The sequence below is a fragment of the uncultured Chloroflexus sp. genome (assembly GCF_938091255.1).
GTDB lineage: Bacteria > Chloroflexota > Chloroflexia > Chloroflexales > Chloroflexaceae > Chloroflexus.
Genome location: NZ_CALLJH010000006.1, coordinates 136,813 through 162,933 on the forward strand (window position 1 = coordinate 136,813; position 26,121 = coordinate 162,933).

Genomic DNA, 26,121 nt, shown 5'->3' on the forward strand with positions numbered 1-26,121 from the left:
TCGTGCGCCCTACTGAGCCCACAATGGCCAGCGGTCTTGGGCGGTATTTTGGGTCACTTGTTGGGTAATGACCCCATCGCTAACGTTGAGGATGTAAATCTCGAAATCGCCGTCGCGGTCGCTAGCAAAGGCCAGTTGGCGGCCATCGGGCGACCACGTGGGGGCATCGTCAGTGGCGGAATGATCGGTCAGCCGCCGCACGTTGCTGCCGTCGGCATTCATGACATAAATTTCCCAGTTGCCGTCACGGTCGCTGGCGAACGCGATCTGCGTGCCGTCGGGTGAAACGCGAGCAAAGCGGTCGTTGGCTGCGTTGTTAGTCAGGTTGCGGATGTTAGTGAGTTCGGCGCGGAAGCCGGTTACGAACGGTATTCCTTTTGAATATCGAGGCCGGTAAAGCAAATCGGCGCTAAAAATTTCAAAGTTGCCGTCACAATCACTAACCCAATAAATACTACGACCGTTTGGCGACCAGGAAGGGCTTTCGTAACGGCAATTTGATACGTTGTTGGTTAATCGCGAAGGAAACAAGAGATGGGTAGTTTGGGGTATTGGCCATACCGTAATATTTGGCTTCCCCATTCGTTCAGAGACAACAAGCAGTTTGGTGCCGTCAGGTGAAACTGTCGGATTGAACTCGTTGACGAGTTTGGATTGAAACTCATCATATTGCCATGGTGGGATGAGCGAGAAATCATGACCATCAATGTAACTCATCTGGGTTGCCGTGGCATTCGCAGCGGTCTCCCCTTGCTCGACAGCAACATTATTCATGAGATAGACCTGTCGATATTCGGGTTGCTTGCGTCTTGAGTCAATGGCTAGCATCTGCTGGGCAGGGTCCCAACTACGGAGCCATGAATAAGCGACTGTTTCAGCGGGATTGTAGGTGAGACGCTGACCACTGCCGTTGAAGGTGGCTCGGTACAGTTCCCAGTGGCTGCCGGTGTCGATGGTCGAGGCGTAGATCAGCGGGGTGACCGGATCGGGGGCTGCCCACGGCATACCGAGGTGCGGGTAGCGCCATTGGAAGTAATGCTGACCGACATTGCCCATCTCGACTTGATAACCGGCAGGGTTATTGGGCGTGTAAGTCAGCACGCGCCGCTCAAAGAGCTGAACGAGTACATCGCGTTCGGTATCGCCAACGACCGCGCGCACCCAGTAGGGATCGGTGATCGGATAGCCCATTGTGAACAGCCAGTCAACGATGGGGGCTGTTACCACGCGCCCGTTTTCAACCACTTTCCCACGCTGATTCATGAAATCCCAGAAGATTTTCGGAATGTTGTGGCCGGTGATAGAACTGTACTGGACGATGGTCGTTTCAGGCCGGGCCAGATCGGGGCGTTCACCGAGATTGCCGTTCATATCGATTGTAGTGCTAATCCGTTCTTTCAAGCGGATGGGATCGCGGTACGGTTCGCGGAAGTTATCATCGAATGTTGCTCGCGACGTAAACTGACAATAGCCGGGTGCTACCGGATTTGCACTGCGCGGATTACCGGCAACCGGCGTATTTGCACAACTGTACCGATAATCAAAGAGGAATGTGTCCCTCGTTTGCAACCTGCCACTCACCATCTCAACGACCAACAGACCGTTGGTAACGATACCATCGGCTGGGTTGTTAATCTCCATCCGCGCTTTGTCAAAGTATTGGACGGTACGTAGCGTCTGTGGGCTATCGGTGTAGATTTCAGCAGAATCGAACCACGGCTCCGGCCCCCAGTACCACGTGCGTCCGCCGCGCACCGCCTCGCTATCGGTGCGGGTCCAGATGGCAGCAAAGCGCGGATCGGCGAATGCGTTACGGTTGGCGAAGGGCGCTGCTGAGAGGAAGGTCGTGTTTGTCAGCATAGCAGCGACCAGTACAAGGATTGCGATAACTCGGTGAACGGTTCGCATAGCGGTACCTCCTTGGTTATGGGTAGGTTGCAATCCTACATGTCCCCTCTCTGATTGGTCGAAGGCAGTGGGGGCGGATTGCCATCCGCCCCTACTGGTGGGAGGCGCACCGCCGTGGGAGACGCATCACCATGCGCCTCTACTGAGCCCACAACGGCCAGCGGTCTTGGGCGGTGTTTTGGGTCACTTGTTGGGTAATGACTCCATCGCTGACGTTGAGGATGTAAATCTCGAAGTCACCGTCACGATCGCTGGCAAAGGCCAACTGCCGGCCATCGGACGACCACGTGGGGGCGTCGTCAGTAGCGGGATGGTTGGTGAGGCGGCGGATATTGCTACCGTCGGCGTTCATCACGTAGATCTCCCAGTTGCCGTCACGGTCGCTGGCGAAGGCGATGCTCTTACCATCGGGCGAGGCGCGAGCGAAGCGGTCGTTGGCCGCGTTGTTGGTCAGGTTACGAATGTTCACTAGCTCCAGACCAGCATAGAGGGTGTCGATGTAATAGTAGCGAAGGTCAGCCCGATAGACCTCAAAATTGCCTTCGCAATTGGTGACCCAGAAGAGGTTACGACCATCAGGCGACCACGTTGGCGTTTCGACGTTGCATGCCTCGGCGTAGCTGGTGATCTGTTGCGCAAAGCCGCGCAGCGGGATATTCAAACGGCGCAGGTAAAGCTGGGGGTTGCCGTTTCGTTCCGAAACAAATGCCAGCAGATTACCATCCGGTGAGACCATTGCGTTGTACTCGCTGCCGGGGATCAGAGAGAAGTCGTTATCTGGCGGCGGGAAGATACCATCGGTGTTGCTGTAGCTAATACGGATCACACCGGCACCCGGTGCTGGCTCACCTGAGTCGGCAGCAATATTGTTGAGGGCGTAAATCTGGCGATAGTTCGGGCTATTGCGTCGTGAGTCAACGATCAGGTACTGTTGTGCAGGGTCCCAACTGCGCCGCCACGAGAAGGCGACTGTCTCGCCGTTGTTGAAGGTGAGGCGTTGGCCGCCGCCGTTAAAGGTAGCCCGGTACAGTTCCCAATGGCTACCGGTATCAATATTCGAGGCGTAAATCAGTGGTGTCACTGGATCGGGTGTGACCCACGGCATGCCAAGGTGCGGGTAGCGCCATTGGAAGTAGTGTTGACCGACGTTGCCCATCTCGACCTGATAGCCAGCCGGATTATCGGGGGTGTAGGTCAGTACGCGCCGCTCGAAGAGTTGCACCAATACGTCGCGTTCGGCATCGCCGATCACTGCCCGCACCCAGTAGGGATCGGTGATCGGATAGCCCATTGCGAACAGCCAATCTACGATCGGCGCCGTTACGATGCGGCCATTCTCCATTACCCGCCCACGTTGGTTCATGAAATCCCAGAAGATTTTTGGAATATTGTGGCCGGTAACGCTGTTGTATTGGACAATGGTGGTTTCGGGTTTGGCAAGGTCATCGCGCACACTGATATTGCCGCTGCGCGAGATAACAGTGTTCACCCGCTGATTGAGCCGAGCTGGATCGCGGTAGCCGTTGTCGATGGTGGCAATGCCGGCAAAGTCGCGATAGCCGGGGGCAACGGTATTGGCTGCCCGTGGATTGCCGGCGACCGGCACATCCGAGCCTTCGCGATAACTGACATCGAAGGGATCATCGCCGAGTTGCATTCGTCCACTGATAAGCTCCTTTACGAGCAAGCCGTTGGTGACAATACCCTCAGCCGGATTGTTAATCTCCATCCGTGCTTTGTCGAAATACTGCACGGTGCGCGCGCTATTGGGGCTTTGCCGGTAAAACTCACCGTAATCGAACCACGGCCCCGGCCCCCAATACCATGTGCGCCCGCCGCGCACCGCTTCGCCGTCGGTGCGGGTCCAGACAGATGCAAAGCGCGGGTCGGCAAAAGTGGTGCGACCGGAGAAAGGCGCTGCTATCAGCGGTGTCGCGCCGCTGATCATCAGCGCAACCATCAGGGTGATCGCACTCCAGAGGATACGCAGCCGGTTCATACAAGCCTCCTTCGCTTATACCGCTGCCGCTATTACATATAGGATACGACGTAAAAATGAAAAAAGTTCCTATATTTTGCTGAGAATTTCGTAGAAAGACGGTGAAAATGAAATGATAATTGATAACAGAAGTGTTTGAATAATTGGTTTTTGATCTCATTAATATAAAATTTTAACGGTTAAACTGGCTGTAAATGTGTATATTGTGATTTTTGGTGCAATTTATTTAAGTGTAAAAATGAGAAAGTTGCGTCAATTTAGGGATCTTGTTCGATTAATCTGGCATTCGAGGTGATTGAGTGAACAGATATTGGTCAAGGGTGATTAAACGGCTAGTAGTGCTGAGTAAGTGTTTATCGTCGTCTGGCTACCGTGCTGCCTAGCAGCAGGATCGCACAGACGTGCCACGACCTGCGGTTATCCAGAATTGAACCGGTACTCGTTACCGCTTCGCTGGGCAGAAGTCATTTGTGAGGTGCACCGAACACAATGACATCGGGCATCTTTGCAGATAATCCAAGATTTATTCCTAAATTCTTGAGATACCCATCATTTATATAAGGATTACGCGCATCGCCAACATCGACAACAATTCCATTTTGTGCAAATCGAGGACGGAAGGGTTCGATTAACAGGTTTTGTCCACCGGGAGATATGTTTATTATTGTGCTTTAGGAGAAGGTTAATGATATATCTGCTGCTTTTCGCATCCTTGTCAATTCTTGTCTGATCGGTTCAATCTGTTCTAAATATATCTTCGAGGTGTTATTCCATTGCTCGGTATTGAAATTCTTGAGTAATTGCAATGTTTCATTGGTTATCTGATATACGTATTTACCACTGTTCGTTGGCCAATTTGGGTTGTCAGGGTTTGTTAGTAATAATCCGGTAGAAACAAAGTATTCGACTGCCTCATCACGGATCGTTTCGCGTGTGTTTGGTGCGTAAGATACGTTATAGTATTCTCTCATAAAATCAATAATCCCCTTTATTCCACGCAGAGGTGCCGTTGCCTCACTCCATTTTTGGTCTGGACGAAGATCGGCGAGTGTGAGCAGGGTGTACCCTGCAACTTCATTTGATTGGCGTGGGCCAAAATGAAGTGCTTTGGGTATGCTAATCGCCTGATCGAGCTTTTCTCGGCGCAGATGATCAAGATAATGATCGTTCATATACCAATTCCTCTATGATGATATCAATCTCTGTTTGCGAAAGACTAACACTCTTTATCAAGGTGCCAATTTGTTCTAGTGCTTCACGGTGTGGATGTGAAAATAGACGTAAATCGGTAGCGTTGACTTGAGTGTGGCCACTAAATGCACGAAATAAACGGTCAGCCTGTGTCGAATTAAGAAATATTGTTAATCCTTTGGCAAAAGCGAGATCTATTCCATGACCAGAGGCGTGAATATGTCTCAGAAGGCACCAATAGGTCTTCTGTCTCCGGACAACGAAAGATAGCTCGTGGCTTTCTTATACTGTCTTTTGGCCAGTGAACTGACCCATTGGAGAGGTGTTGCGGATAAAAGAGAGGAACGCTCCCTTCTCCCATTTCAGTACGAAGAAAGGGTTTCACGCGAAAATCGACGATCCTTCCTGTTGACACCGCTAATCCAAGAATCAGCAAGGGTTGCTGGTAGTCGTGTATGTTCACTTCTATCAAGAACATACTCATGCTCTGGAATATCGAAAGTATGGGCCATTGCAGAAGCTGCGTGGAGTAATTGAAACCAATTGGCCTTCAGGTGTAAGAGCCGCATTCATAAGTGCAAGAAACCCCGCATATAAGTTACTCGTTTCAATTCCTGCTGATCGCAGAAGACGACGATACTCTGAGTCACTGCGAATTTTCCGGTAAGGTGGGTTGATTAATGCAATGTTGAATGGTGGTAGTGTATCGGCAAACAGTTCACCGCGTACAATCGGTACTACCGTGGTAAGGAAATCAGCATTACGAATGTCGGCTGTAAAGATAATGTTCTTTTCTTCACACAGACGCTTGCATTCAGTGATACATCGGATAAGTGGTCGAGTCAGGGAGGGATCGAACTCAAAGGCAGTTATGTGAATTTGGCGAGTAGTTGCGCTGTCTTCTCGGCAGACTCTGCGCACGAATGCTGCTATCAAGGAGCGTGATGGTTTCCGGCAAGGGATTTACCCACGCTGCCATTAGATCGGCAATGTATGGTGGGGTGAAGAACTGTCCCAATGTAGCGCGGCGTTTGTGTTCCGCTCCTTTGTTTATGATGAAAGTATTAGACATACACCTGCAGAATGGATATTCTTTGGAACTTGTTTGTGCGTTTCTACTTTATCAGATTACGGCGCACGTCCGATAATTCGTCTTGCCAGTGCTATTTCTTCGCCTCCAATCGCACCAATGAGCCACAGGGCTGCTAGGTACACCGGCGGGCCAATGAATACCGCGCATAGGCTGCCAATCCACCCCGGTAGCCAGAGGATGGCCGGCAGCATCACGGCGGCCATTGCAAGACTGGCGAGCGCCGGTTGCCACATGAGCTTCATGATGCCCGGTGGCAAGCCTTCTTGATGCAGCACGGGCCGGAAGACGGCGTACAGCACGACTTCCGACGTGATGGTGATGATGGCCGCCGCTAGCAAAGCGTCTTCGGGCCGGCCCAGCCGGATAGCGAGCGGGATTGCGATCAGGTTAGCGGTCAAATTAAAGATTGCGCCGGCGACGAAAGCACGGGTGATGGCGGTCTGCCGTTCGATGGCGATCAGGACGTATTGCAAGAGACCGTTGGTAAACGAGAGTGGTAAGAACCAAGCCAGCACCGCTAGCACCGTCACTGACGGCAGGTATTCGGCAAAGCGGCGGCGGGTGAAGATCCAAACGAGATCGTCAGCCAGCAGGGTCATGCCCATGGCCAGCGGGAACGCTATGAAGAGTAACAGGTGTAGCGTGCGTTGTTGGGCGCTGGCCAGTTCGCTGCGCGCACCACCGGCTCGCCGTGCCAAGAGCGGGAAAACAGCGAAGGTGATGGCCGGCGGTAGCACCAGCGCGATATTGAGCAATTGGTAGGGCAAGACGTACTGCTGCACTAGCAGATCGGCGTTGCTACCACCAAAGGCGCGCACGATGAAGAGATCGAAGCGAAAAAAGATGACGCTGAGCAGGTTGTTTAGCATCAACGGCAGCGCCTGCGGGACGAGGGTGCGGATCGCAGCGGCATCGAAGCTAAGGGTAGGAGCAAAGAAGGTGCGCACTTGCAACCCGAAAAAGATCACAGCGGTGATTGAGCTGACCAACACTGCTGCCCATGCCAACCCGATCACGCCCCATCCCAATCCAAGCACGGCGATGCGAGCTAGAAAACTGAGCAACGCGGTCAACACTTCCACCGCCGCCGGCACTTCCATACGTTCGGCAGCATTGTAGAGCGCCGTGACCGCGCCGCTATAGGCGCTCGGCACGAGGGTCAGCAGCAAAATCCAGATCGCCAATTGGCCGTCGGCGGTGAGCGGTTCGCTTAGCCCAACTGCGCCGATGAGATTGTAGCTGGCGATAACCAGCCATGCTACCGGCGCAGCCGCCGCGATGATGAGTAGCAGGCGCAGCGCCAGTGTGACACCAAATAACCGGCGGGCAGCGTCAGGATGGCGCGCCACTTCACGGGTAAGCAAGATGCCAAGGCCGAATTCGGTGAAGGTGGCGAGGTATTGCGCCACGAGCAGCGCCGCTGTGTTGTACGCTCCCAGCGCCGCCGGATCGAGCGCGCCGACCAGCAAAAACAGGATAACGGTATCCAACCCGCGCACAAACATGCGCAAGCCAAAGGTGACGGCGCTATTTTTGAAAATGCGGCGAGCTGCATTGGCCGGATCGTCGCGGTAGAACCGCTGCCAGAGGAACGCGCCCGCGCTGAGCAGCGCGAGGGCCGCACCGATGAGAAGTAACACGAGTCCGAGACGGTCGTTCATGGCGGTTGGGTAGTAATTGTTGTTCGGCGACCATCACTGATGAGATGGATCGCACCGTCGAGTTTGGGATGGTACAGGCGTGGTGCCAGTTGTTGCCGTTCGTGGAAGCTAGCTAACGCAGGATCATCGGCCTCAAAACCGGTACTGAAGGCGACAGCGCGCATGCGCAGATCGCGCAGGGCCGGCGTTGTGATCGGTCGTTGCCAAGGATAGATGAGCAGATCAATCGTTTGCCCGGCCAGTGTGGCGAGGGCCGCATCGCCAGCGCTACCGCCGTGGTGGATGAGCACACGGGTCGCGCGATATTCAATGAGCAACACTGCGCCGCCGTCATCGCCATCATTCGTTGCCAGCACGCGCAAGCGCGCCCCGCCGAGATTGATCTGTTGCCCGGCTTGCAATTGACGAACCGGCGTTGCCATGCCGTTCATGAGATCGTGCCATTCCCCCTTAGGTATGGTTTGCGCCAGCGCCAGCGCAGGCCGGTATCGCCGCAGCGCGCCCAACTGGCCGGGCAGATTGTGCTCAACAGCGCGAGTCAGCACTGTGGCCGCGAGCTGGCGTTGCCAAAACGGCAGATATGCGCCCAATTCAACTGCCAGATCGGTCGGGTCGCGCCCGCCATCAATCAGCGTAAACAAACCGCCGGGCGATTGGATGAGAACGGCATCGCCGGCGGTCGGCAACAAGATAACGTGCAATTTGCCGTCGGGACGCTGGAACCATGCGATGGTGACGAGCGTCCCAATCAGGATGGCGATAAAAGGAGCACGCTGTCGCATCCGGTTGTTCCAATCCACTGAGGGAAGGCAACGTGATCATCTCATCATGAATACCGCGCGACAGCGGCAAACGATGCGCGTGAATTGTTACACCAACGCAATTACTTCAATTTCGATCCGGGCATCGCGGGGCAAACGGGCCACCTGCACAGTTGAACGGGCCGGCGGCGCGTTGCCAAAATGCTCGGCGTATGCGGCATTCATCGCAGCAAAGTCGTTCAAATCAGCCAGAAAGACGGTCGTCTTCACGATCTGGTCGAGCGAGCTGCCCGCCTCGTGCAAAATAGCGGCAATATTCGCAAAGATCTGCCGGGTCATCGCGCCGATGTCGTCAGTGATCATCTCGTTAGTGGCTGGATTGATCGGCAACTGCCCGGACACAAAGATCAGGTTGCCCGCCCGGATGGCTTGCGAGTACGGCCCAATCGCTGCCGGCGCAGCTTCGGTAGCGATACGGATGCGATCCATTGTCAATATCCCCTCTATAATTACTCTGAATACCACCAATAGGTTTGCAACGCCAATTTTACCGTAACAGCCAGAATCCCACCATCACAAAAAGCTGCCAGATCGCCGGTAGCAGACCGCCCAGAATCGCCTGCGCACCTTCCCACTCGTACACATCCACCCAGAGCGCCACTGTCACCCAGTAGGCAATCGCGAGGGAAGCAAGCCAGAGGATAGCGGCCAGCCATGGCAGATTGATAATGAGGCAAATCAGGGCCAGTAGCAGCGGCAACAGGCGCGGCATCTGCACCAGCGGGTAGAACGTGAAAATATGAACCTGCTCTTGGTCGTTGTCGAGCACGCCGTGAATGATCAGCGAAATCAGCACGACCAGCGGCCATTCGAGCAAGCCAGCCAGCCAAAAGCTAATCCCGCCCAAGATAATGCCGAGTTCTGGCCAGCGATCACCGTCAATCAAGGCAGGAACGGCAAACATCAACCCCAGCGGCAATGATACCACGAGCATCACCCTGCCAGCTCGCCACAGCAGATTGGTTGTCGTTGCGTCGGTGGCGGCCAATTCCGCTTTTAGCGCAGTGATCGTTGCCATCGGCTGGCTAATCAGTTGCAGGTTAGGCATAAACGCCGCTGGTTGGAAGCGGGGCGTATTGTGGATTGGCGGCAGATGGCCTAAGCGTTCTTCGCACCGTTCGATCAATGCTGGCCAGTTCTTCATTGTGCCAATCAAGATGGCTCCCGGCGTCCATTTCCCCGTCACTATCAAGCCGCACAGCCGGCTGAGCCACGGCAGCGCTGGTGATTGGACAAAAGCGATGCTACGGCCAAAGCCGAGATCGATCACCTGAAACGCATTGATACTCGCCCACGGAAGAGTGCGTGCGAATGGCACCGGACGGGGGAGAAAGCGCACGATCATCCCGTTTTGACCAGCAATAGCTGACGAGGGGATAGCGATCAGCAATGCGAAAGCCAGAGCGATCACGAGCGCAAGCAGCAGATGGGCGGCGATCAGCAGCCACATTGGGGCCGGCAGGTCGGGCCGTTCGGCGAAGCCGAAAAAGGGTACACTGGCGCCTTGATAGGCAAGAAAAATCGCGCGATAGACTGGATCTTGACTGACCCACAGCAGCGAAGGGTTACTGCGCAACTCTGGAAACATGAGAGTGAGCGCTCGATCCCAGTAACTGCGATAGTGCAGCAGACCAAAGATCAGAACAAGCACTATCACGCTGAGGTGAGCGATCCTGATCAATGACCATGCAGGGAGAGTAGCCGTCACCTCTGGCGCGGTCGTTGGCGGTAAGACGGTATTGGCAGCCGATAGTTCGACGGAAGCGTCACGCAAGAACAGGCCAAACAGGGGTGAGCGGCGTTGTTCGTCAACCATTACTGGCTGTACACCTTCAACCCCACGGATTGCACGGTTATTCTCTTGCAGGATGGTATTCAGTAAATCGTCAAATTTCTCGATTGATGACGAAATCAAGAAGGCCGGCTGGAAAGTTGTGCCGTACAACAAACCATACACCCGATGCCAGCCGGTCAGACGCTTGGCTTGTTTGGCGGGGATCACCAGCAATATAAAGCGCTGGCCGGCCTCATCGCCGGTGACATGGATCTGTTGCATATCTTCCCAAGCCACTGGCAGCCAGCCGCCGGCAAACTCGACGAGCAGGCCACGGGTGCTGGTTCGGATAGCCGGCAGTGCGTTGCGGAGGACTAACGCGATAAACAAGCCACCTGCAGCCCACAGCAGCATCGCTAGCGCTTCTGGAAACCATAAGCTCAGATTGCTCGGCAGCGGTGAAAGTCCATCGTAGAGCGGGCGGAGCCATGGCGTGCGGCGCAACCAGAGCGCCACTGGTTCGCTAGCAGTTACGATACCGCGGAGAAGCTGGTACACAGTAATGCCAAGGCTAGCGATCACCAGCAGATTCGCCAGTGTCGCGCGCCACCATCGCTGACGAAGCGGGTAACGATAGACTTTTTCCGCGATTGAGACGCTCATGACGACTCAGGCTCCGGTTACGCGCTATCGAGCTGGCGCACGCGCAATTCGGCGGCATCGAGTAATTGCTGGCAAGCTGCAGCCAGTTCAGCGCCACGTTCGTAGAGGCGCAATGCGTCGGCAAGTGATAGCTCGCCGCGCTCGAGCCGTTCTACCACTGCTTGCAACTCGGCCAGCAACGTCTCGTACTGTTCAACGGCAGTTGGTTCACTCATGGAGATCCTCTACAGCGACGAGCAGCGTACCGGCGCGTAACGTGAGGTGGAGTGACTCGCCCGCTTGCACCTGCGCCGGATCGGTAACGACTTGCCCATCGGCGCGTTGTGCGATCGCATAGCCACGGGCCAGCGTCGCTTGCGGGCTGAGGGTATGCAGGCGAGCCTGCATACCCTGCAAACGGGTTTGTTCGAGGGTGAGCCATCGCTCGAATGCGCGCTCGGCTCGCCGGGATAGTTCATCAACCGTTTGGCGAGCGGCATCGAAGCGGCGGCGGGGATGGTTGCGTTGGAGCGTGCTGGTCTGCTGGGCAATTGTGCGGCGTTGCTCATCGAGGTAGACCAGCATGGCGTTTGCGGCGCGTTCGCGCCACTCGGCAACCCGCTGACGCAGAGCGACCATTTCCGGAGTAGCCAACTCGGCGGCGGCGGAAGGGGTTGGGGCGCGTACATCGGCTACGGCATCAACCAAGGTAGTATCGGTCTCGTGGCCAACACCGGTGATCATCGGCACCGGGCTGGCAGCAACTGTCCGCACCACCTGTTCATCATTGAACGCCGCCAGATCCTCGCTGGCGCCGCCGCCACGGGCTACGATCACGAGATCGACCGGTTCGGCATAGATGCGGCGGAGCGCAGCCACAATGCTAGCCGGGGCCAATTCGCCTTGAACCAGACACGGTGATAATACGATTTCGGCGAGCGGGTAGCGGCGGCGGAAAATGGTCAGCATATCTTGCAGCGCTGCCGCTTGGAGCGAGGTGACGATCCCGATCCGGCGCGGCAGGGGAGGCAATGGTCGCTTGCGGCGCTCATCGAACAACCCTTCAGCTTCGAGGCGGGCGCGCAGTTGTTCGAGTTGCGCGTTGAGCAAGCCTTCCCCCGCCGGCACGATCTGATCAACGACGAACTGCACTTCACCACGGGCTTCGTAGAAGCCAACTCGGCCATGGGCAAGCACCGCCTCGCCGTTGGCCGGCAGCTTTGCCAGCCGGTCGGCGGCACTGCGCCAGAGCACGGCCCGAATGCTCGCTTGCTCATCTTTCAGGGTAAAGTAGCAGTGCCCTGAAGGGTAGCGGCGGAATTCCACGACTTCAGCTAGCAGCCAAAGGTCGAAGAACAAGCCGTCGCCTTCCAGATGAGCGCGCAGAGCGCTATTCAAGTCAGACACCGAAAAAGCGCGCATCAAAGCGGTTCAATCACCATCAACGGCTGGCCGTACTCAACTGGCTGCCCATTCTTGACCAGAATGCGCGCCACCCGTCCGGCGACGTCACTCTCGATCTCGTTCATCATCTTCATTGCTTCAACAATGCCGACGGTATCGCCAACCCGCACCTCATCGCCTTCCTGCACGAACGGCTTGTCTTTCGGCGAGGGAGCGGCATAGAAGGTGCCGACCATTGGTGCGGTAATCGTATGACCAGCCGGCATCTCGACCGGCGGCCCCTCTGGCGTTGGCGGCGGTTGGACGAAAGGCGTCACTGGTGTGGTTGGCAGGGGTGCGCTGAGCGGTGCGCTGAGCGGTGCGGCGGGCAGCGGTGCAGAATAGATCACGCCGCTAGGGCTAGGCTGGCCGCGTTTGACATGCAACTTGGCATTGCCGCGCTCGATCGTGATTTCGTACACATCGCTCTCCTCGAGCATATGCAACAGATCGCGCACAGCAGCCAAACCGAACGGATCATTCTGATCAATTGGCATTTCAGTGGTTTCGTCCTTCATAGCTCCCCACAGCATAGTCTCGGCGAAACTGCCCTATTGTAGCACAAGAGTCAATCCTCTTCGAAATGGCATGGTCTGACTTCCTGCCTTACAATGCAAATGAGTAATCATTACGCTCAGTAGTGAGATCTTCACCAACAAGCGTAGCCAAGATTGTTATGCTAGGCACGAGAAAGGTTGAGGGAAAGGATTGTTACTATGCGCAATGTAGGCACGCTTGATCGTGATATTCGTCTCGTGTTGACGATGACGTTCGGGTTGATTTCGCTGTTTGGCCAGCTCTTCTGGTTGCAGGTTATCACTGGGTTTCTCGCGCTGATTATGTTTGCTACAGCGGCTTATGCAGTATGCCCGTTATATTGGGTCTTTGGTATTAATACCTGCAAACGCACACGTGAACAGAACCAGACGCGCTAAGCGATAGGCTGCGCGAATAGCGTGCTACTTTTTGATAGAGTACGGCAGGTTAACTGCCGTACTCTATATGCTTTTCACAGAACTGTTTAATCAGACGTTCGTTCACGTGGTGCCTATCCATACCGGCGAGCTACTGCGTCAACCTGCGTGCCATAGCCTTCGCCGAACAGGTTCAGATGGTTGAGCAAGTGGTAAAGGTTGTAGAGCGCGCGCCGGTCGCGGTAGCCGGGATCGAGCGGCCATGCCGTCTGATACGCGGCGTAGAAACGGGGCGAGAAGCCACCGAAGAGTTCGGTAAAGGCCAGTTCGGCCTCGCGGTCACTGTACGAAATGGCGGGGTCGATCAAGACCGGCGCGCTGCCGGGGCCAGCGATCACGTTACCACTCCACAGATCGCCGTGAATGAGCGAAGGAACGCGCGGCACGCCGCTCAGCCACTCGTCAAGCCGGCTCACAACTCGTTCGAGCATCTGTCGGCGATGCGCAGGCAAGAGACCGTTGCGAGCAGCCAGTTCGATCTGCGGCCACAGGCGTCGCTCGCGGAAAAAGGCGATCCAGTCATCCATCCAGCCATTGATTTGCGGGGTGCCGCCGATGAAGTTATCGCGCTCAAGGCCATACGCAGCACCGGTGTGGCGGTGCAGCGCAGCGAGCTGTTCGCCAAGTTGGGCTGGATCGGGGGGGTGGCCATCGCCTGCGATCCATTCACTGAGCACGATGGCGGGTTGGTGGTCATTGGCCTCGCATGCGAAGACGACCGTAGGCACGCGGATGGCGTTGGCGGCGGCAAGCGTGCGCAGACCGTGCGCTTCGGCAGCCACCATCGCCGCTGGCGCTCCGCTAGCGGCCCACTTGAGGGCAAAGCGTTGCCCGCCGATCGTGACGCGCGCAAGGCGCGCGCCAAAGCTGCCGCCGAGGTGATCGACCCGCTCGATCGGGCGGCCAAGCGCGGTGGTGATCAGGTTGGCGACGGCGGTTGGCAGGTTCATCGGTTTGGCGCGGTAGATACTGGTGTTACCGGAATCATACGCTGAGTACGCCGAGACGTCAATGCTGGGGAGATGGGAGGCGGAAACTGGTACGGGCGGGTTTGAAACCCGCCCGTATCACTTGCAGATCGGTTATCGGATCCGCTGGCCGGTGTACGGATCGTACTTCCATTCACCGGTGGGGTCTTGGGCTGGCGGTGTAGGCTGCGCCAATTCCTCTTTCGGCATAATGATCCAGAGCACGATGTAGATGAGTGGGCTGAGACCGCTCAGCACCGCTAACACGAACACCAGCCGGACAATCGTGCTGTCGATGCCGAAATAGCGGGCGAGGCCGCCGCACACGCCGCCGATCATGCTATCGGTGGCGCTGCGTGTTAAGCGAGTGGTTGCCATAACACTTCTCCTTTGCTATCTATCGCTACGCGATACCTGTCTGTATGACGTTGCCGGCGCAACATTGTTGCAGCCGTCTCCTCAAGTTGCTCGTTGCCGGTTCATAATTTCTTCAAAGTTGGGTGCTAGAGTACATCTGACCCCGGATCAGTCGGGGCACTTTGCAGCACAACGACACCACGGAGGAGATACCATGAAACGAACCCTGTTTAGTGGTCTCGCTGGCGCAGCGTTGGCGTTGACCCTGCTTTGGAGCCAGCCGGCGTTGGTGAGTGCAGCGCAAGCAGTAGCACCCCATTCGACTCCGGTCGAGGTGGCATACGGGAGAGGCGGCGGCGGTTGGCGTGGCGTGGGCACAGTCAACGTTGGGCAATTGATCAAAGCCCTGCAAAATCTAACCGGTCTTGATATGGCGACGATTCGCGTCGAGTTGCAGAATGGCCGGAGTTTGGCCCAGATCGCATCTGCCAATGGTAGCAGCGGCGATGCGTTGGTGCAGGCGGTGGTGGATGCGGCCAAGGTGCGGCTCAATCAAGCGGTGAGCAAAGGGCGTATGACGCAGGCTGAGGCTGATCAGATGCTGACCACCATTCGCGAGCGGGCGACAACCTTGGTCAACGATACGACGGTGGGCGCGCAGTTAGCCGATCGGGCGGCCAAAGCAGCCGAGCGCAGCACGCTAGGGTGGCTGATTCAGGCAGCAGCCGATCAGACCGGGCTCGATGTGGCAACCATTCGCTCGCGGTTGCGCAACGGGGAAACGCTGCGCGCGATGGTGACCTCTGTCGGGGGCGATCCGCAAAAGGTGATTGACGCTGCGGTGAATGCCTTCCGCCAAGCAGCGACTGCCGCGATGCAGTGAACACCTGCCTCCTGCTTTACCCCGCCATCTTGCAAGGTCAACCTTGTGGGATGGCGGCATTGTACGGCATTGTGAGCCGAGCGGTAGGAGCCGAGCCGCGCTCGGTCCGCCGCGCGGCAACGCAATTCCTCGCGAGCGTGGGGATGCCTGCGCGCCATTGGTCTGCGCGAGAGTAGGAAATAGCTGCGGATAGACCGCCCCACTCTAGCAGGCTGTGACCTACTGCCCCTCGCAAGGAGAGAGATCGCGTTTACCGGTCAAACGCCTCCCTGACCAACCGCGGCAACACCTCGCCAGCTTTGCCGCTGATGGTAAAGAGCGGCGGGCGAGCAGCAGTAGTTTGTTCGAGATTGAGGATGAGCACCGCTGCGTCGTGGCTAAGCGCCACTCGCGGTAATGACGCCGCCGGCTCGACCACGCCCGATGTTCCAATTGACATAAAAACATCACAATCGAGTGCAGCCTCCCATGCCATTTCCAGCGCCCGCCGCGGCAACAGTTCGCCAAACCAAACCACATCGGGGCGCAGCATCGCGCCGCAATTCGGGCAGTGCGGCAATTCCTCGTCATAATCCCACGTTGTATGCACCGAGCCATCGACTGTACAGCGGGCGCGATGCAGGCTGCCGTGCAATTCGATAACGCAGGGACTGCCGGCCCGCTGATGAAGACCATCAATATTTTGGGTTATCAGGGTCAGGTGCGGCACGCGCTTGGCCAATTCCGCCAGTGCATAGTGGGCCGGATTAGGCTGGGCGGCGCAGGCCTTCACTCGCCGTTCGGCATACCAACGCCAGACTAAGGCCGGGTTACGGGCAAAGCCGTCCGGCGAGGCCAGTTCTTCGGGATTAAAGTGTGACCAGAGGCCAGTCTGAGCATCGCGAAAGGTAGGAATGCCGCTCTCGGCTGAGATGCCGGCGCCGGTTAGTACGGCGACGTGACGGGCAGTGCGTAGACGGTCAGCGAAGGCAGCCATCACAAGGTCGAGGTCGCTCATAGCTATGCCTTTCCCTTATGAAAAACGCGAAACGTAAACAAAGGCGCGAAGGCGCAGAGGTATACGGAGTTTAGAACGATGCCACACGCGCTATCTGTGTCCATTCGTAGCCCCTTCCCCACCGCACTCAGTTCCGCGTATGTTTGCTTCTGTTATATCCTCGTACCCTTGGCAGGGGCAAGGCACAAACCCAAGGGTGCATTGAGCTAACCTGTTGGCTTAAAGACCAATTCAAACCGGCAAGCGCGCTGATGATTGAAGGTTATATGCCAGACCCCACAGGTAGGCGCAGGGTTGCCACCCTGATACACGTGCCCACTCAGATCGATCTGATCGTGGCTTAGTTCAAGTAAAAAAGCCCGGATCGGCGAGCCATGGGTGACGATACCTACCCGCTGGTAGGGAGAATCGGCTAGTCCGGCCAGTAACTCGCGTACCCGCGCGCGCACATGGTCAAACGACTCGCTCGGCGCATGCTCTTGCACCAGCGCAGTGAACGTAACCGGCAAACCGAGCGTATCGACGAGCACCTCAGCCGTTTGGGTCGTGCGGGCAAACGGCGAAGCAAAGAGGATTTCGACACCCTTATCTGCTAAGAATGCGGCGACTTGCCGCGCTTCGGCGCGGCCACGTTCGGACAGATCAGGCCCCGGCGGCAATTGATAGGGGATAGCCGGATGATGCACCGGTTGCCCATGACGAATAAGAAACAGATCAGAAAGCACTGGTAATCCTTACACCTTGATGTAGCAGTGATGATCGAGTATCATCGTAGGTAGTGTACCATAGCTTATTGACGGGCTGAATTGCAACAGATACAATTGATGCGGCGTCGCATCAGCAAGATGAGCGACTTTTTCGTGGCGACAAACAGACAAAGGATGCATCAATGCGGCTGATCCTCTATCTTGGCAAGGGCGGCGTTGGCAAGACCACGACCTCGGCGGCGACGGCGGTGCGGGCAGCCGAGCTAGGTTATCGCACGCTAGTCGTGAGTACCGATGTAGCGCATAGTTTGGCCGATGCCCTTGACACCCCGCTGGGGTCACTGCCGACCCAGATCGGTGAACGGTTATGGGGGCAAGAGATTAATGTGCTCGATGAAGTGCGCCAACACTGGGGTGAACTGCGCGTCTATTTGAGCAATCTGCTACGCCGGCGCGGGGTTGATGAAGTGGCGGCTGAAGAATTGGCCATTATTCCCGGCATGGAAGAAGTTGTGAGCTTGCTCCACATCCGCCGGCAAGCCCGCGATGGCAACTTTGATGTCGTGATTGTTGACGCAGCGCCAACCGGGGAAACGGTGCGCTTACTGACGATGCCGGAGACCTTCCAGTGGTATGCGGCGCGGGTGATGGACTGGGAACCGACCACGCTGAAAGTGGCCCGCCCGCTGGTCAAACAATTGGTGCCGGCGACTGATGTCTTTGCGAAACTTGAGCGGTTAACGAAGGGTGTGGAAGCGTTGCGGGCGACGCTAACCGATCCGCAGGTCAGCTCATACCGGCTCGTCGTCAACCCTGAACGGATGGTGATCAAAGAGGCGCAGCGCGCTTCGACCTATCTGGCCCTGTTTGGGTATCCGGTTGATGGTGTCGTGCTCAACCGGGTGTTGCCGGTCGATCAGGTTGAAGGCGCATTTATGCAAGAGCTGGCCCGCATCCAGCAGGGTTATCGCCAGATGGTCTATGACCTCTTCCGTCCGCTACCGATTTGGGAAAGCCCTTACTATGCGCGTGATTTGGCCGGGATCAACGATCTATCGATGGTTGGTCAGCAATTGTTCGGCGATGATGACCCAGTTAAGGTGCATTTTATTGGCAAAACGCAAGAGATTGTCAAGCAAGGTGACGAATACGTCTTGCGCTTGCCGTTGCCGCACGTCGAGATTGGCAAAGTTTCGATGACCAAACGCGGCGATGAGTTGTTTATCGAAATCGGCAATTTTCGGCGTGACATGCTCTTGCCCACCACCCTCGCCGAGCGACCGGCGCGGCGGGCGTATTTCCGCAACGGAGTGCTAGAAGTCTTCTTTGGCCCACCGGAAGCATTGCCGCTAACGAGCGACAAAGAAGAGGAGCCAGCCACCTCATGACTAGCGAAAGGCGGGTTGCCATTCTCGGCGTGCCAATCGATCTTGGTGCGGGGCGGCGCGGCGTAGATATGGGGCCGAGCGCGATACGCTATGCCGGTCTCAGCCGCCGGTTACATGACCTTAGTTATCAGGTGGTTGATTTCGGCAATTTGACCACGCCAATGGTCGAGACAACGCCGCTGCCGCCGCCCGAATCACGGCTTCGTTACCTTGAGCCAATTGCTGAAGTGTGCCAACGGTTAGCCGATCTGGTCTGCAACATCACCGCGCAAGCAATGGTACCACTGATCCTCGGCGGCGATCATAGCCTTACGATCGGCTCGGCGAGTGGCAGCGCACGCGGTCGTCGCCTTGGCCTCATTTGGATCGACGCGCACGCCGATTTTAACGATGAACACACCACACCGAGCGGCAATATCCACGGGATGCCACTTGCCGTTCTTAGCGGACGTGGCCATCCGCTACTGACCAGTCTAGCGGGTCGGACGCCAGCATTTGATCCGGCGCAGGTGGTCTTAATCGCCGTGCGCGATCTCGATCCGCTTGAGCGGGAAGCGTTGCGCACTTCCGCTATTACCGTCTTTACCATGCACGAGATCGACCGGCGCGGGATGGCAGCGGTGATGGAGCAAGCGTTAGCGATTGCGACCAGAGGCACCGACGGCTTTCACCTCAGCTTTGACCTCGATGTAGTTGACCCCCGTGAAGCTCCCGGCGTCGGCACACCAGTCGGCGGCGGCATCTCGGCGCGTGAAGCTCATCTGGCGATGGAGCTGATCGCCGAGAGTGGCGCGTTACGCAGCCTCGATATCGTTGAGGTAAATCCTATCCTCGATGAGCGCAATGCCACCGCCGAGCTAGCCGTCGAATTGGCGTTGTCGGCGTTGGGCAAACGGATTCTGTGAACGGATGCTGGTTCATCCTCACTCAATTCGTTTCCTGTGTTATAATTGCGCATACAACGAAATAGTGGCATTGTGCGTTTCCGAGGTGATACCATGTATGATCGGCGGGTCAGCGGCATTCTTTTACATCCCTCGGCGTTGCCGGGCGCTGGCGGGATTGGTGATATTGGCGATACAGCCTATCGCTTTGTTGATTGGTTAGCGGCGGCGAAGCAGCGGCGGTGGCAGATTATGCCGCTTGGCCCGACGAGTTACGGCGATTCGCCGTATGCTGGCCTCTCGGCGCTAGCCGGCAATCCATTGTTGATTTCACTGGAACAATTAGCGCGGGCGGGCTGGCTCGATGAGGGGGCGTTGCAAGATGCGCCGGGCGCATACAGCGACTGGATTGACTATGGCGCAGTCATTCCATGGAAGCTGACCCGGCTCGAATGGGCCTTTGCCCGCTTTACCGCACAGGCTGACAGCCAGCAACGCGCCGCTTTTGAACAGTTCTGCGCCGAACAGCAAGCGTGGCTCAACACCTTTGCCCTGTTCGCTGCGCTGAAAGAGGCCTATCACGGCGAGCCATGGAATCATTGGGAGCTAGGGCTGGCCCGGCGCGAACCGGCGGCGATCGAGACGGCGCACCGGCAATTAGCTGACCGGATCCGGTTCCAACAGTTCTTGCAGTGGGTCTTCTTTACCCAGTGGGCGGCGTTACGCCACTACGCCAACCAACGTGGAGTGCAGATTATTGGCGACTTGCCGATCTTTGTCGCCTATGACAGCGCGGATGTCTGGGCTAACCCTGAGATCTTCCACCTCGATGCTGAAGGCAACCCCACTGTAGTCGCCGGAGTGCCGCCAGATTACTTTAGTCCAACCGGTCAGCGCTGGGGCAACCCGCTCTACCGGTGGGAGGTCTTGGCTCGACGCGGCTACGACTGGTGGATCGAACGCTTCCGGCTGCTGTTTCGTCTCGTTGATATTGTGCGGATCGACCACTTCCGCGGTTTTGCCGCCTACTGGGAAGTGCCGGCGCAAGCCGCCACCGCCACGGAAGGCCGTTGGGTTCCCGGCCCCGGCGCGGCGCTGTTTGCGGCGGTACGTGCGCAGTTAGGGTCAGTGCCGATTATTGCCGAGGATTTGGGGCTGATCACGCCGGATGTAGACGAGCTGCGACGGCAACTCGGCTTTCCGGGCATGGCAGTGTTGCAATTTGCATGGGGCGGTGATGCGTCGAGCAACTATTTGCCGCACAACTACACCCGCGATCTCGTGGTCTATACCGGCACGCACGACAACGACACCACGGTAGGATGGTGGTCAACCCTCGATGAGCATACTCGCCAACATGTGCGCAACTACCTCGGCGCGCGCGACGAAACAATTGCATGGGATTTCATCCGGGCGGCGTTGATGTCGGTTGCCGACACGGTAATCATCCCGATGCAAGACGTGTTGGGGTTAGGGTCGTGGGCGCGACTGAATCTTCCGGGGCGAGCCGAAGGCAATTGGGCATGGCGGATGCGGCCTGAGCAACTCACTATTGATCATGCGCACCATCTAGCCTACCTAACGGCGCTGTACGGGCGAGAACCGCTGGCAGAACAGAAACCGGCGAGGTATGAATCATAAGGGCGGGTCTCGAACCCGCCCGTACATCTATACTGGTGTCTCAATCCAGATACCCATACAGCCGGTGCCCGACGCTGGGATGGCGCAAGCGGCGGAGGGCCTCGGCCTCAATCTGGCGCGTGCGTTCGCGAGTGATGCCAAAAGTGGCTCCCACCTCTTCGAGCGTGCGGCGCTGGCCGTCGAGCAAGCCGTAGCGCAACTGCAAAATCTTGCGCTCGCGTTCGGGTAACTCATTCAGCGCTGCCGTGATCTCAGCCTGCAACATATTCTGTTCGGCAATTTCCATCGGCGAAACCGCCGTCTCGTCGGCCAGCGTCTCGCTAACGCGGCCCTCTTGCTCGTTGTTGAGCGGTTGCTCGAGCGAAATCGGCTGGGTTGAAGCGCGCAACAGCCGCTTTACCTTACGCAAACTCATATTGAGCGCATGCGCTAGCTCTTCGGCGGTCGGCTCGCGCTCAAACTCCTGCTCAAGCCGGTAGATGGCACGGCGCAGATGAGCGATCGACTCGCTAAGATGAACCGGCAACCGGATGAGGCGGCTCTGCTCGGCGATGGCGCGCGTCACCGCTTGCCGGATCCACCACGTAGCGTAGGTACTGAAACGGTTGCCCTTGGTATAGTCAAACTTCTCGACGGCGCGCATCAGGCCGATATTGCCCTCTTGCACCAGATCCATAAAGGCCATTGGGCTGCCGATATATTTCTTGGCCACGCTCACTACCAAACGCAGGTTGGCTTGAATAAGGCGACGGCGCGCTTCTTCACCACGGGCCACTTCCATCTCTAGCCGCATCCGCTCGCGGTCATTGGCGTACTGCTCGTGTTGCAACCGCCGGCGCGCCTCTTTGCCGCGACTGTACTGCTGGGCCAGCTCGACCTCTTCTTCGGCGGTCAACAGCGGTACCTGCCCAATCTCTTGCAGATAGAGCTGCACCGAATCCTCGACCGCCTCAAAATCACTCTCATCACTGAGGTCTTCGACTGGCTCGATCAACTCCTCGTCTTCCACGATGAGTTCTACATCGCCATCCCACTCAGCATCGAGTTCGGCGGCCTCAACGGACTCTTCCGGTTCGATTTCACTGTCGGCTGGGTGATTCTGAGGGAAGGCTTTCACGGCAGTACTCCTTGTCTCCGGCTGGCAGCGACAGCGCGGATGCTGTCTCTTTGCGGGGCGTTGATTATTCTCTGTCTAGATATACGCCGCCTCAAAGATTTCGGATGTGTATATTTTCGATCTTTGCACAGGTTTTGTCAAGACCATGAACAGACTAATTTTGAGCCAATCTGCGCGCGTGTGCATCGATAGTTTGGCCGGTTTGGCTACGCGGCGGCAGCGCAGCGAGTTCGACTACCGCCGGCCCAATTTCGTCGGGGCTAAGCAAGCCGGTGCGAACTTCAGGGACGGTGGTACGCACCATTTGGGTGTCGGCAAAGCCACCGGGGTGGACGAGATTGACATTGATGCCAAAGCGCCGGAGGTCTTTCGCCATCACCCGCGCCAAGCCGTCAACGCCGGCTTTGGCGGCATAGTAAGCGGCAAAGCCGGGCACGGCGATACGGTCGAGCGGAGCGCCGACGATGATGATATTGCCGCCGCCGGCTTCGATCATATCGGGGATGACAGCCCGTGCACTGAGAAACACCCCCTTGAGTATGGTGTCAACTACTGCATCCCACTGGGCTTCGCTAGTTTCGTAGATAGGCGCGCGCAGGCCAATGCCGGCGGCAGCGACCAAGACCCGGATGGGGCCAAAGCGGGCGCGGGCTTGGGCAACAGCTTGTTCGAGTTGGCTACTCTCGCGCACATCGGCGGAAAGGGCCAACGCTTCTCTCCCGCCCTCTTCAATCAGCCAGACCGTCTCGGCGACTTCATCGGCGCTGCGGGCCAGCACCGAAACCGTTGCACCGGCCTTTGCCAGTGCGAGCGCGCTGGCCCGTCCTAATCCGCGACCGCCGCCGGTGACCAACGCATGCATTCCGGTGAGAGTCATTGTAGTCCTCCTGTCAGAGCTTTGCAAAACTTTTGCAAACCTATCATGGTTATACCACACTTCGCCTCGTTGTCGCGAGCCAGATCAACCGGCATTCAGATACATCGGGCGATTGTAGACTGCGTTATAATACAGAGGCGTCATCCGCTCTTACACGATCGCTTCCTATGACCAACGAGAGCTATGCAATGCTAGATGCGTTGCCGTTGCCTACCGCGTATGCGCCGACGGACGGGCCAGTGCAGTGTAATCGTTTGTGGTTGGAGTTAAGCGAGACGGGTGATCGGCCCCACGACTTGATCGCTGCTTGCGCCGGCGTATTAGCGTGGGATGAGCACGATCTCGCTGCGGCCCGATTGTGGGTGGCAACGCTCGCGCCGGATGATCCGCCCTTACAGTTAGCTGCACCGCTGCGTTGCGATCGGTCGCGGCACGCGCAGGTAGCAATCCGGTGCAGTGAAACAGCGTTGACAGCCCAAGTGGTTGAGGTCACGGCGTTGTTGACGGCGCAGCGCGCCGCCGAGCAGCAGTTAGAAGTAATCTTAAGCGCGCTCGATAGCCTTGAAGAGGGCTTTCTCTTGCTCGACGCCGAGGATCGGATCGTCTTCTGTAACCGGCGTTACCGCGAACTCTACGCAATTAGCGCCGATCTGATCACGCCGGGGCGTCCTTTTGCTGAGTTCATTCGTGTCGGTGCTGAGCGGGGGCAGTACGCCGAAGCGATTGGTCGAGTAGAGGAATGGGTGGCTGAGCGGTTACGGTTGCATGCTGAGCTAGCGCCGATTGAGCAGCGCCTTGCCGATGGGAGATGGATCCGGATCGTTGAGCGGCGCACGGCTGATGGCGGCGTGGTTGGGTTGCGGATCGACATTACCGACATTAAGCAAGCCGAAGAGCTGCGCCGGCAGTTGGCAATCCGCGAAGAGGTCATCGCAGCGCAAGCCGCGTTGTTAGCCGAGCTTTCAACGCCGTTGCTAGAAGTGGCGCCGCGGGTGCTGTTAGCGCCGATGGTAGGCGCCTTTGACAGCGCGCGCACGGCGATGCTGATTAAGGCATTACTGCATACGGTGCAGCAGCGGCAAGCGCGAGTGGTAGTGCTTGACGTGACCGGAGTGCCGGTCATTGATACACAGGTGGCGCACGCCATCTTGCAATGCGCCACCTCGGTGCGCTTACTGGGGACGCAATTGGTAATGACCGGCATTCGCCCCGATGTCGCGCAGACATTGGTTGCGTTAGGAGTTGATTTAAACAACATCATCACTCGCGCCGATCTGCGTGATGGCGTGCGCTATGCGTTGCGGCATAGTGGGTTGTGAAGAGGTGCAGCGCTGCTGCCTACCGCGAAGAGGAGCGGCGCCGCTGTGCCTCTACACGGTGCGTTCGATCACAAAATGGGCAATGTCAATGAGGGCCTGCCGTGCCGGACTCGGCGGGAAAATATTGAGATGGGCGATTGCCTGCTCGATGTAGCGCTCGGCCTCAGTTTGAGCAGCGGTGACACCTCCAACGGCAATAACCTCACGGATAACTTCGGCGACCAGTGCATCTGCCGGTGTTGTTTGGGTTAACACATCGCGCAGTAACGGGCTTGGCGAAGCAGCAGTGGCATAAATAAGCGGGAGCGTAATCGTGCCTTGGCGCAAATCGTTGCCGGCTGGCTTGCCGAGCGTCCGCTCATCGCCGATAAAGTCGAGCACGTCATCGACGATCTGGAACGCCATCCCAAGATCATAGCCATAACGGCCTATGGCCGCGATCTGCTCATCGCTGCCGCCGCCGGCCACCATCCCGGCCTTGCAAGCTGCTTCAAACAGTACTGCCGTCTTGGCGCCGGTCTTGTAGAGATACTGGCGCAGGGCGCGGTCGAACGGCTCGACAACTGTTACCGGGCTCAACTCACCCTCGCAAATAGTTTGCACCGCTTCGGCGTAAAAGGTGATAATGCGTGGGTCGGGGCTAAGCGCCATCTCGGCGGCGGCGAGGGCAAAGAAGTAGTCGCCGACCATCAACGCCACGTCGTTATCCCAGCGGGCATGGACAGTGATCTGGCCCCGGCGGCGGTTCGCCTGATCGACCAAATCGTCATGCACGAGCGACGCGGCGTGAATCAATTCGGCGGCGGCTGCCGGGTGCAGCACGCGGTCAAGGTGATAGTGGCCGAGGCGAGCAGCCAGCACAGCGAGTGCGGCACGCAGCCGCTTACCGCCGGAACGCACCGTGTGCGCGCCGGCAGCGCTGATCACCGCCACGCGCGAATGGGTGCGCTCGAGGAGCCGTTGTTCGATCGCGCCAAGATCAGCCAAAATATTGGCGCGGTGAAAGATGCCGGCCAAGCCGCCAGCAGTTTGCGGTGGCAATTCGCCGGCGCTGTGGTGGTTATTTGTTGTTGGTATGCGAGCCTCGGGCAACGAAACTGATCCCGACGGATTGAGTTGCGGTTGGTAGCCGGCCATGCGGCTGTTCCTTCCTAGGATCGCCGAGCCGGTCTGGCGCCGGAGGCGACGACGATCCGGCGATTGTGGCGCGCCTTGCCAGAGAGACAGGTGATGTATTATCACCTTGTGATATTCGCCACAACCTGAACTATAACATATTCAGTACGGCTGTCAAACATATGGCTCAATTCAATATAACTGTACCACATTTAGGATAAAAACGCACGGGTGACGAGCGGTAAGGCGCTGTTTTCCGAAAAGCGTTTGCGCCGTGTATAATAGTTGCGTGGAATCTTCGCACATCACCGGATTGAGAGGCATCCAATTCGGGGCGATGAGCGTATATCTTATAAGGGGT

General features: G+C 57.3%; 24 protein-coding genes. 6 read left to right on the forward strand and 18 right to left on the reverse strand.

Annotated elements, in window-relative coordinates; genetic code table 11:
- Window positions 1-9 precede the first annotated feature (9 nt).
- The 11 genes from Q1A00_RS03005 to accB all read right to left on the reverse strand — a co-directional run bounded on the left by Q1A00_RS03005 (window position 10) and on the right by accB (window position 13,050).
- Window positions 10-1,908 carry a hypothetical protein gene (locus tag Q1A00_RS03005; protein ID WP_298401883.1) on the reverse strand — a complete coding sequence of 633 codons (1,899 nt, stop codon included), beginning with the start codon at window positions 1,906-1,908 and terminating at the stop codon, window positions 10-12.
- Between the two features lie 139 nt (window positions 1,909-2,047).
- Window positions 2,048-3,907, reverse strand: a complete 1,860-nt coding sequence (locus Q1A00_RS03010) for a hypothetical protein (RefSeq protein WP_299755183.1) — start codon at window positions 3,905-3,907, stop codon at window positions 2,048-2,050.
- Between the two features lie 464 nt (window positions 3,908-4,371).
- A complete protein-coding gene (locus Q1A00_RS18450; RefSeq protein WP_366917410.1) occupies window positions 4,372-4,572 on the reverse strand; it encodes a BsuBI/PstI family type II restriction endonuclease in 201 nt (66 codons plus the stop codon).
- Between the two features lie 6 nt (window positions 4,573-4,578).
- Window positions 4,579-5,079, reverse strand: a complete 501-nt coding sequence (locus Q1A00_RS03015; protein ID WP_299755186.1) for a hypothetical protein — start codon at window positions 5,077-5,079, stop codon at window positions 4,579-4,581.
- 1,147 nt (window positions 5,080-6,226) lie between these two features.
- Window positions 6,227-7,852: a flippase gene (locus Q1A00_RS03020; RefSeq protein WP_298401873.1), complete on the reverse strand. Its 1,626-nt coding sequence runs from the start codon at window positions 7,850-7,852 to the stop codon at window positions 6,227-6,229.
- On the reverse strand, window positions 7,849-8,634 hold the full coding sequence (locus tag Q1A00_RS03025) for a hypothetical protein (protein WP_298401870.1): 786 nt from the start codon (window positions 8,632-8,634) through the stop codon (window positions 7,849-7,851). Before Q1A00_RS03025 ends, Q1A00_RS03020 begins: the two co-directional genes overlap by 4 nt.
- A gap of 87 nt (window positions 8,635-8,721) precedes the next feature.
- Entirely contained in the window at window positions 8,722-9,102 is a 381-nt protein-coding gene (locus Q1A00_RS03030; protein WP_298401868.1) for a RidA family protein, read from the reverse strand.
- Between the two features lie 58 nt (window positions 9,103-9,160).
- Window positions 9,161-11,110, reverse strand: a complete 1,950-nt coding sequence (locus Q1A00_RS03035; RefSeq protein WP_298401865.1) for a hypothetical protein — start codon at window positions 11,108-11,110, stop codon at window positions 9,161-9,163.
- 17 nt (window positions 11,111-11,127) lie between these two features.
- Window positions 11,128-11,325: an exodeoxyribonuclease VII small subunit gene (gene xseB / locus Q1A00_RS03040; RefSeq protein ID WP_298401862.1), complete on the reverse strand. Its 198-nt coding sequence runs from the start codon at window positions 11,323-11,325 to the stop codon at window positions 11,128-11,130.
- Entirely contained in the window at window positions 11,318-12,511 is a 1,194-nt protein-coding gene (xseA, locus tag Q1A00_RS03045; RefSeq protein WP_298401860.1) for an exodeoxyribonuclease VII large subunit, read from the reverse strand. The genes xseB and xseA overlap by 8 nt, the downstream gene beginning before the upstream one ends.
- Window positions 12,511-13,050: an acetyl-CoA carboxylase biotin carboxyl carrier protein gene (gene accB, locus Q1A00_RS03050; protein ID WP_298401857.1), complete on the reverse strand. Its 540-nt coding sequence runs from the start codon at window positions 13,048-13,050 to the stop codon at window positions 12,511-12,513. The genes xseA and accB overlap by 1 nt, the downstream gene beginning before the upstream one ends.
- Window positions 13,051-13,248: 198 nt before the next feature.
- Between accB and Q1A00_RS03055 the strand changes: the two genes are divergently transcribed.
- Window positions 13,249-13,467, forward strand: a complete 219-nt coding sequence (locus tag Q1A00_RS03055) for a DUF2892 domain-containing protein (protein WP_298401854.1) — start codon at window positions 13,249-13,251, stop codon at window positions 13,465-13,467.
- 113 nt (window positions 13,468-13,580) lie between these two features.
- Here the strand turns inward: Q1A00_RS03055 and Q1A00_RS03060 are convergent, their stop codons facing one another.
- Window positions 13,581-14,456, reverse strand: a complete 876-nt coding sequence (locus Q1A00_RS03060) for a fructosamine kinase family protein (RefSeq protein ID WP_298401852.1) — start codon at window positions 14,454-14,456, stop codon at window positions 13,581-13,583.
- Between the two features lie 132 nt (window positions 14,457-14,588).
- Window positions 14,589-14,852 (reverse strand): PspC domain-containing protein, encoded by a 264-nt coding sequence (locus Q1A00_RS03065; protein ID WP_298401849.1) that lies wholly within the window; start codon window positions 14,850-14,852, stop codon window positions 14,589-14,591.
- 193 nt (window positions 14,853-15,045) lie between these two features.
- Between Q1A00_RS03065 and Q1A00_RS03070 the strand changes: the two genes are divergently transcribed.
- On the forward strand, window positions 15,046-15,714 hold the full coding sequence (locus Q1A00_RS03070; protein WP_298401847.1) for a hypothetical protein: 669 nt from the start codon (window positions 15,046-15,048) through the stop codon (window positions 15,712-15,714).
- A 250-nt stretch (window positions 15,715-15,964) separates the two neighbouring features.
- Here Q1A00_RS03070 and Q1A00_RS03075 read toward each other — a convergent pair whose 3' ends face one another.
- Window positions 15,965-16,711 (reverse strand): NAD-dependent deacylase, encoded by a 747-nt coding sequence (locus Q1A00_RS03075; RefSeq protein WP_298401845.1) that lies wholly within the window; start codon window positions 16,709-16,711, stop codon window positions 15,965-15,967.
- Between the two features lie 206 nt (window positions 16,712-16,917).
- Window positions 16,918-17,436 carry a phosphoglycerate mutase family protein gene (locus tag Q1A00_RS03080; RefSeq protein ID WP_298401842.1) on the reverse strand — a complete coding sequence of 173 codons (519 nt, stop codon included), beginning with the start codon at window positions 17,434-17,436 and terminating at the stop codon, window positions 16,918-16,920.
- A gap of 164 nt (window positions 17,437-17,600) precedes the next feature.
- Here Q1A00_RS03080 and Q1A00_RS03085 point away from each other — a divergent pair, with 164 nt between their 5' ends.
- From Q1A00_RS03085 to malQ, 3 genes are all read left to right on the forward strand, one after another.
- Entirely contained in the window at window positions 17,601-18,806 is a 1,206-nt protein-coding gene (locus tag Q1A00_RS03085; protein ID WP_298401839.1) for an ArsA family ATPase, read from the forward strand.
- Window positions 18,803-19,711: an arginase gene (rocF, locus tag Q1A00_RS03090; RefSeq protein ID WP_298401836.1), complete on the forward strand. Its 909-nt coding sequence runs from the start codon at window positions 18,803-18,805 to the stop codon at window positions 19,709-19,711. The genes Q1A00_RS03085 and rocF overlap by 4 nt, the downstream gene beginning before the upstream one ends.
- A gap of 93 nt (window positions 19,712-19,804) precedes the next feature.
- Complete coding sequence (malQ, locus tag Q1A00_RS03095) at window positions 19,805-21,331, forward strand: 4-alpha-glucanotransferase (RefSeq protein ID WP_298401833.1); 1,527 nt, start codon at window positions 19,805-19,807, stop codon at window positions 21,329-21,331.
- Between the two features lie 40 nt (window positions 21,332-21,371).
- Here the strand turns inward: malQ and Q1A00_RS03100 are convergent, their stop codons facing one another.
- Complete coding sequence (locus tag Q1A00_RS03100) at window positions 21,372-22,448, reverse strand: sigma-70 family RNA polymerase sigma factor (RefSeq protein ID WP_298401830.1); 1,077 nt, start codon at window positions 22,446-22,448, stop codon at window positions 21,372-21,374.
- A gap of 154 nt (window positions 22,449-22,602) precedes the next feature.
- A complete protein-coding gene (locus Q1A00_RS03105; RefSeq protein WP_299755198.1) occupies window positions 22,603-23,325 on the reverse strand; it encodes an SDR family oxidoreductase in 723 nt (240 codons plus the stop codon).
- 167 nt (window positions 23,326-23,492) lie between these two features.
- Here Q1A00_RS03105 and Q1A00_RS03110 point away from each other — a divergent pair, with 167 nt between their 5' ends.
- Window positions 23,493-24,644: a PAS-domain containing protein gene (locus Q1A00_RS03110; protein ID WP_298401824.1), complete on the forward strand. Its 1,152-nt coding sequence runs from the start codon at window positions 23,493-23,495 to the stop codon at window positions 24,642-24,644.
- 51 nt (window positions 24,645-24,695) lie between these two features.
- Here the strand turns inward: Q1A00_RS03110 and Q1A00_RS03115 are convergent, their stop codons facing one another.
- A complete protein-coding gene (locus Q1A00_RS03115; protein WP_298401821.1) occupies window positions 24,696-25,781 on the reverse strand; it encodes a polyprenyl synthetase family protein in 1,086 nt (361 codons plus the stop codon).
- Window positions 25,782-26,121 lie beyond the last annotated feature (340 nt).

Coding starts and splice junctions, on each gene's coding strand:
- Q1A00_RS03005 (WP_298401883.1), bottom strand. CDS start 1,908: ATGCGAACCGTTCACCGAGTTATCGCAATCCTTGTACTGGTCGCTGCT.
- Q1A00_RS03010 (WP_299755183.1), bottom strand. CDS start 3,907: ATGAACCGGCTGCGTATCCTCTGGAGTGCGATCACCCTGATGGTTGCG.
- Q1A00_RS03015 (WP_299755186.1), bottom strand. CDS start 5,079: ATGAACGATCATTATCTTGATCATCTGCGCCGAGAAAAGCTCGATCAG.
- Q1A00_RS03020 (WP_298401873.1), bottom strand. CDS start 7,852: ATGAACGACCGTCTCGGACTCGTGTTACTTCTCATCGGTGCGGCCCTC.
- Q1A00_RS03025 (WP_298401870.1), bottom strand. CDS start 8,634: ATGCGACAGCGTGCTCCTTTTATCGCCATCCTGATTGGGACGCTCGTC.
- Q1A00_RS03030 (WP_298401868.1), bottom strand. CDS start 9,102: ATGGATCGCATCCGTATCGCTACCGAAGCTGCGCCGGCAGCGATTGGG.
- Q1A00_RS03035 (WP_298401865.1), bottom strand. CDS start 11,110: ATGAGCGTCTCAATCGCGGAAAAAGTCTATCGTTACCCGCTTCGTCAG.
- xseB (WP_298401862.1), bottom strand. CDS start 11,325: ATGAGTGAACCAACTGCCGTTGAACAGTACGAGACGTTGCTGGCCGAG.
- xseA (WP_298401860.1), bottom strand. CDS start 12,511: ATGCGCGCTTTTTCGGTGTCTGACTTGAATAGCGCTCTGCGCGCTCAT.
- accB (WP_298401857.1), bottom strand. CDS start 13,050: ATGAAGGACGAAACCACTGAAATGCCAATTGATCAGAATGATCCGTTC.
- Q1A00_RS03055 (WP_298401854.1), top strand. CDS start 13,249: ATGCGCAATGTAGGCACGCTTGATCGTGATATTCGTCTCGTGTTGACG.
- Q1A00_RS03060 (WP_298401852.1), bottom strand. CDS start 14,456: ATGAACCTGCCAACCGCCGTCGCCAACCTGATCACCACCGCGCTTGGC.
- Q1A00_RS03065 (WP_298401849.1), bottom strand. CDS start 14,852: ATGGCAACCACTCGCTTAACACGCAGCGCCACCGATAGCATGATCGGC.
- Q1A00_RS03070 (WP_298401847.1), top strand. CDS start 15,046: ATGAAACGAACCCTGTTTAGTGGTCTCGCTGGCGCAGCGTTGGCGTTG.
- Q1A00_RS03075 (WP_298401845.1), bottom strand. CDS start 16,711: ATGAGCGACCTCGACCTTGTGATGGCTGCCTTCGCTGACCGTCTACGC.
- Q1A00_RS03085 (WP_298401839.1), top strand. CDS start 17,601: ATGCGGCTGATCCTCTATCTTGGCAAGGGCGGCGTTGGCAAGACCACG.
- rocF (WP_298401836.1), top strand. CDS start 18,803: ATGACTAGCGAAAGGCGGGTTGCCATTCTCGGCGTGCCAATCGATCTT.
- malQ (WP_298401833.1), top strand. CDS start 19,805: ATGTATGATCGGCGGGTCAGCGGCATTCTTTTACATCCCTCGGCGTTG.
- Q1A00_RS03105 (WP_299755198.1), bottom strand. CDS start 23,325: ATGACTCTCACCGGAATGCATGCGTTGGTCACCGGCGGCGGTCGCGGA.
- Q1A00_RS03110 (WP_298401824.1), top strand. CDS start 23,493: ATGACCAACGAGAGCTATGCAATGCTAGATGCGTTGCCGTTGCCTACC.
- Q1A00_RS03115 (WP_298401821.1), bottom strand. CDS start 25,781: ATGGCCGGCTACCAACCGCAACTCAATCCGTCGGGATCAGTTTCGTTG.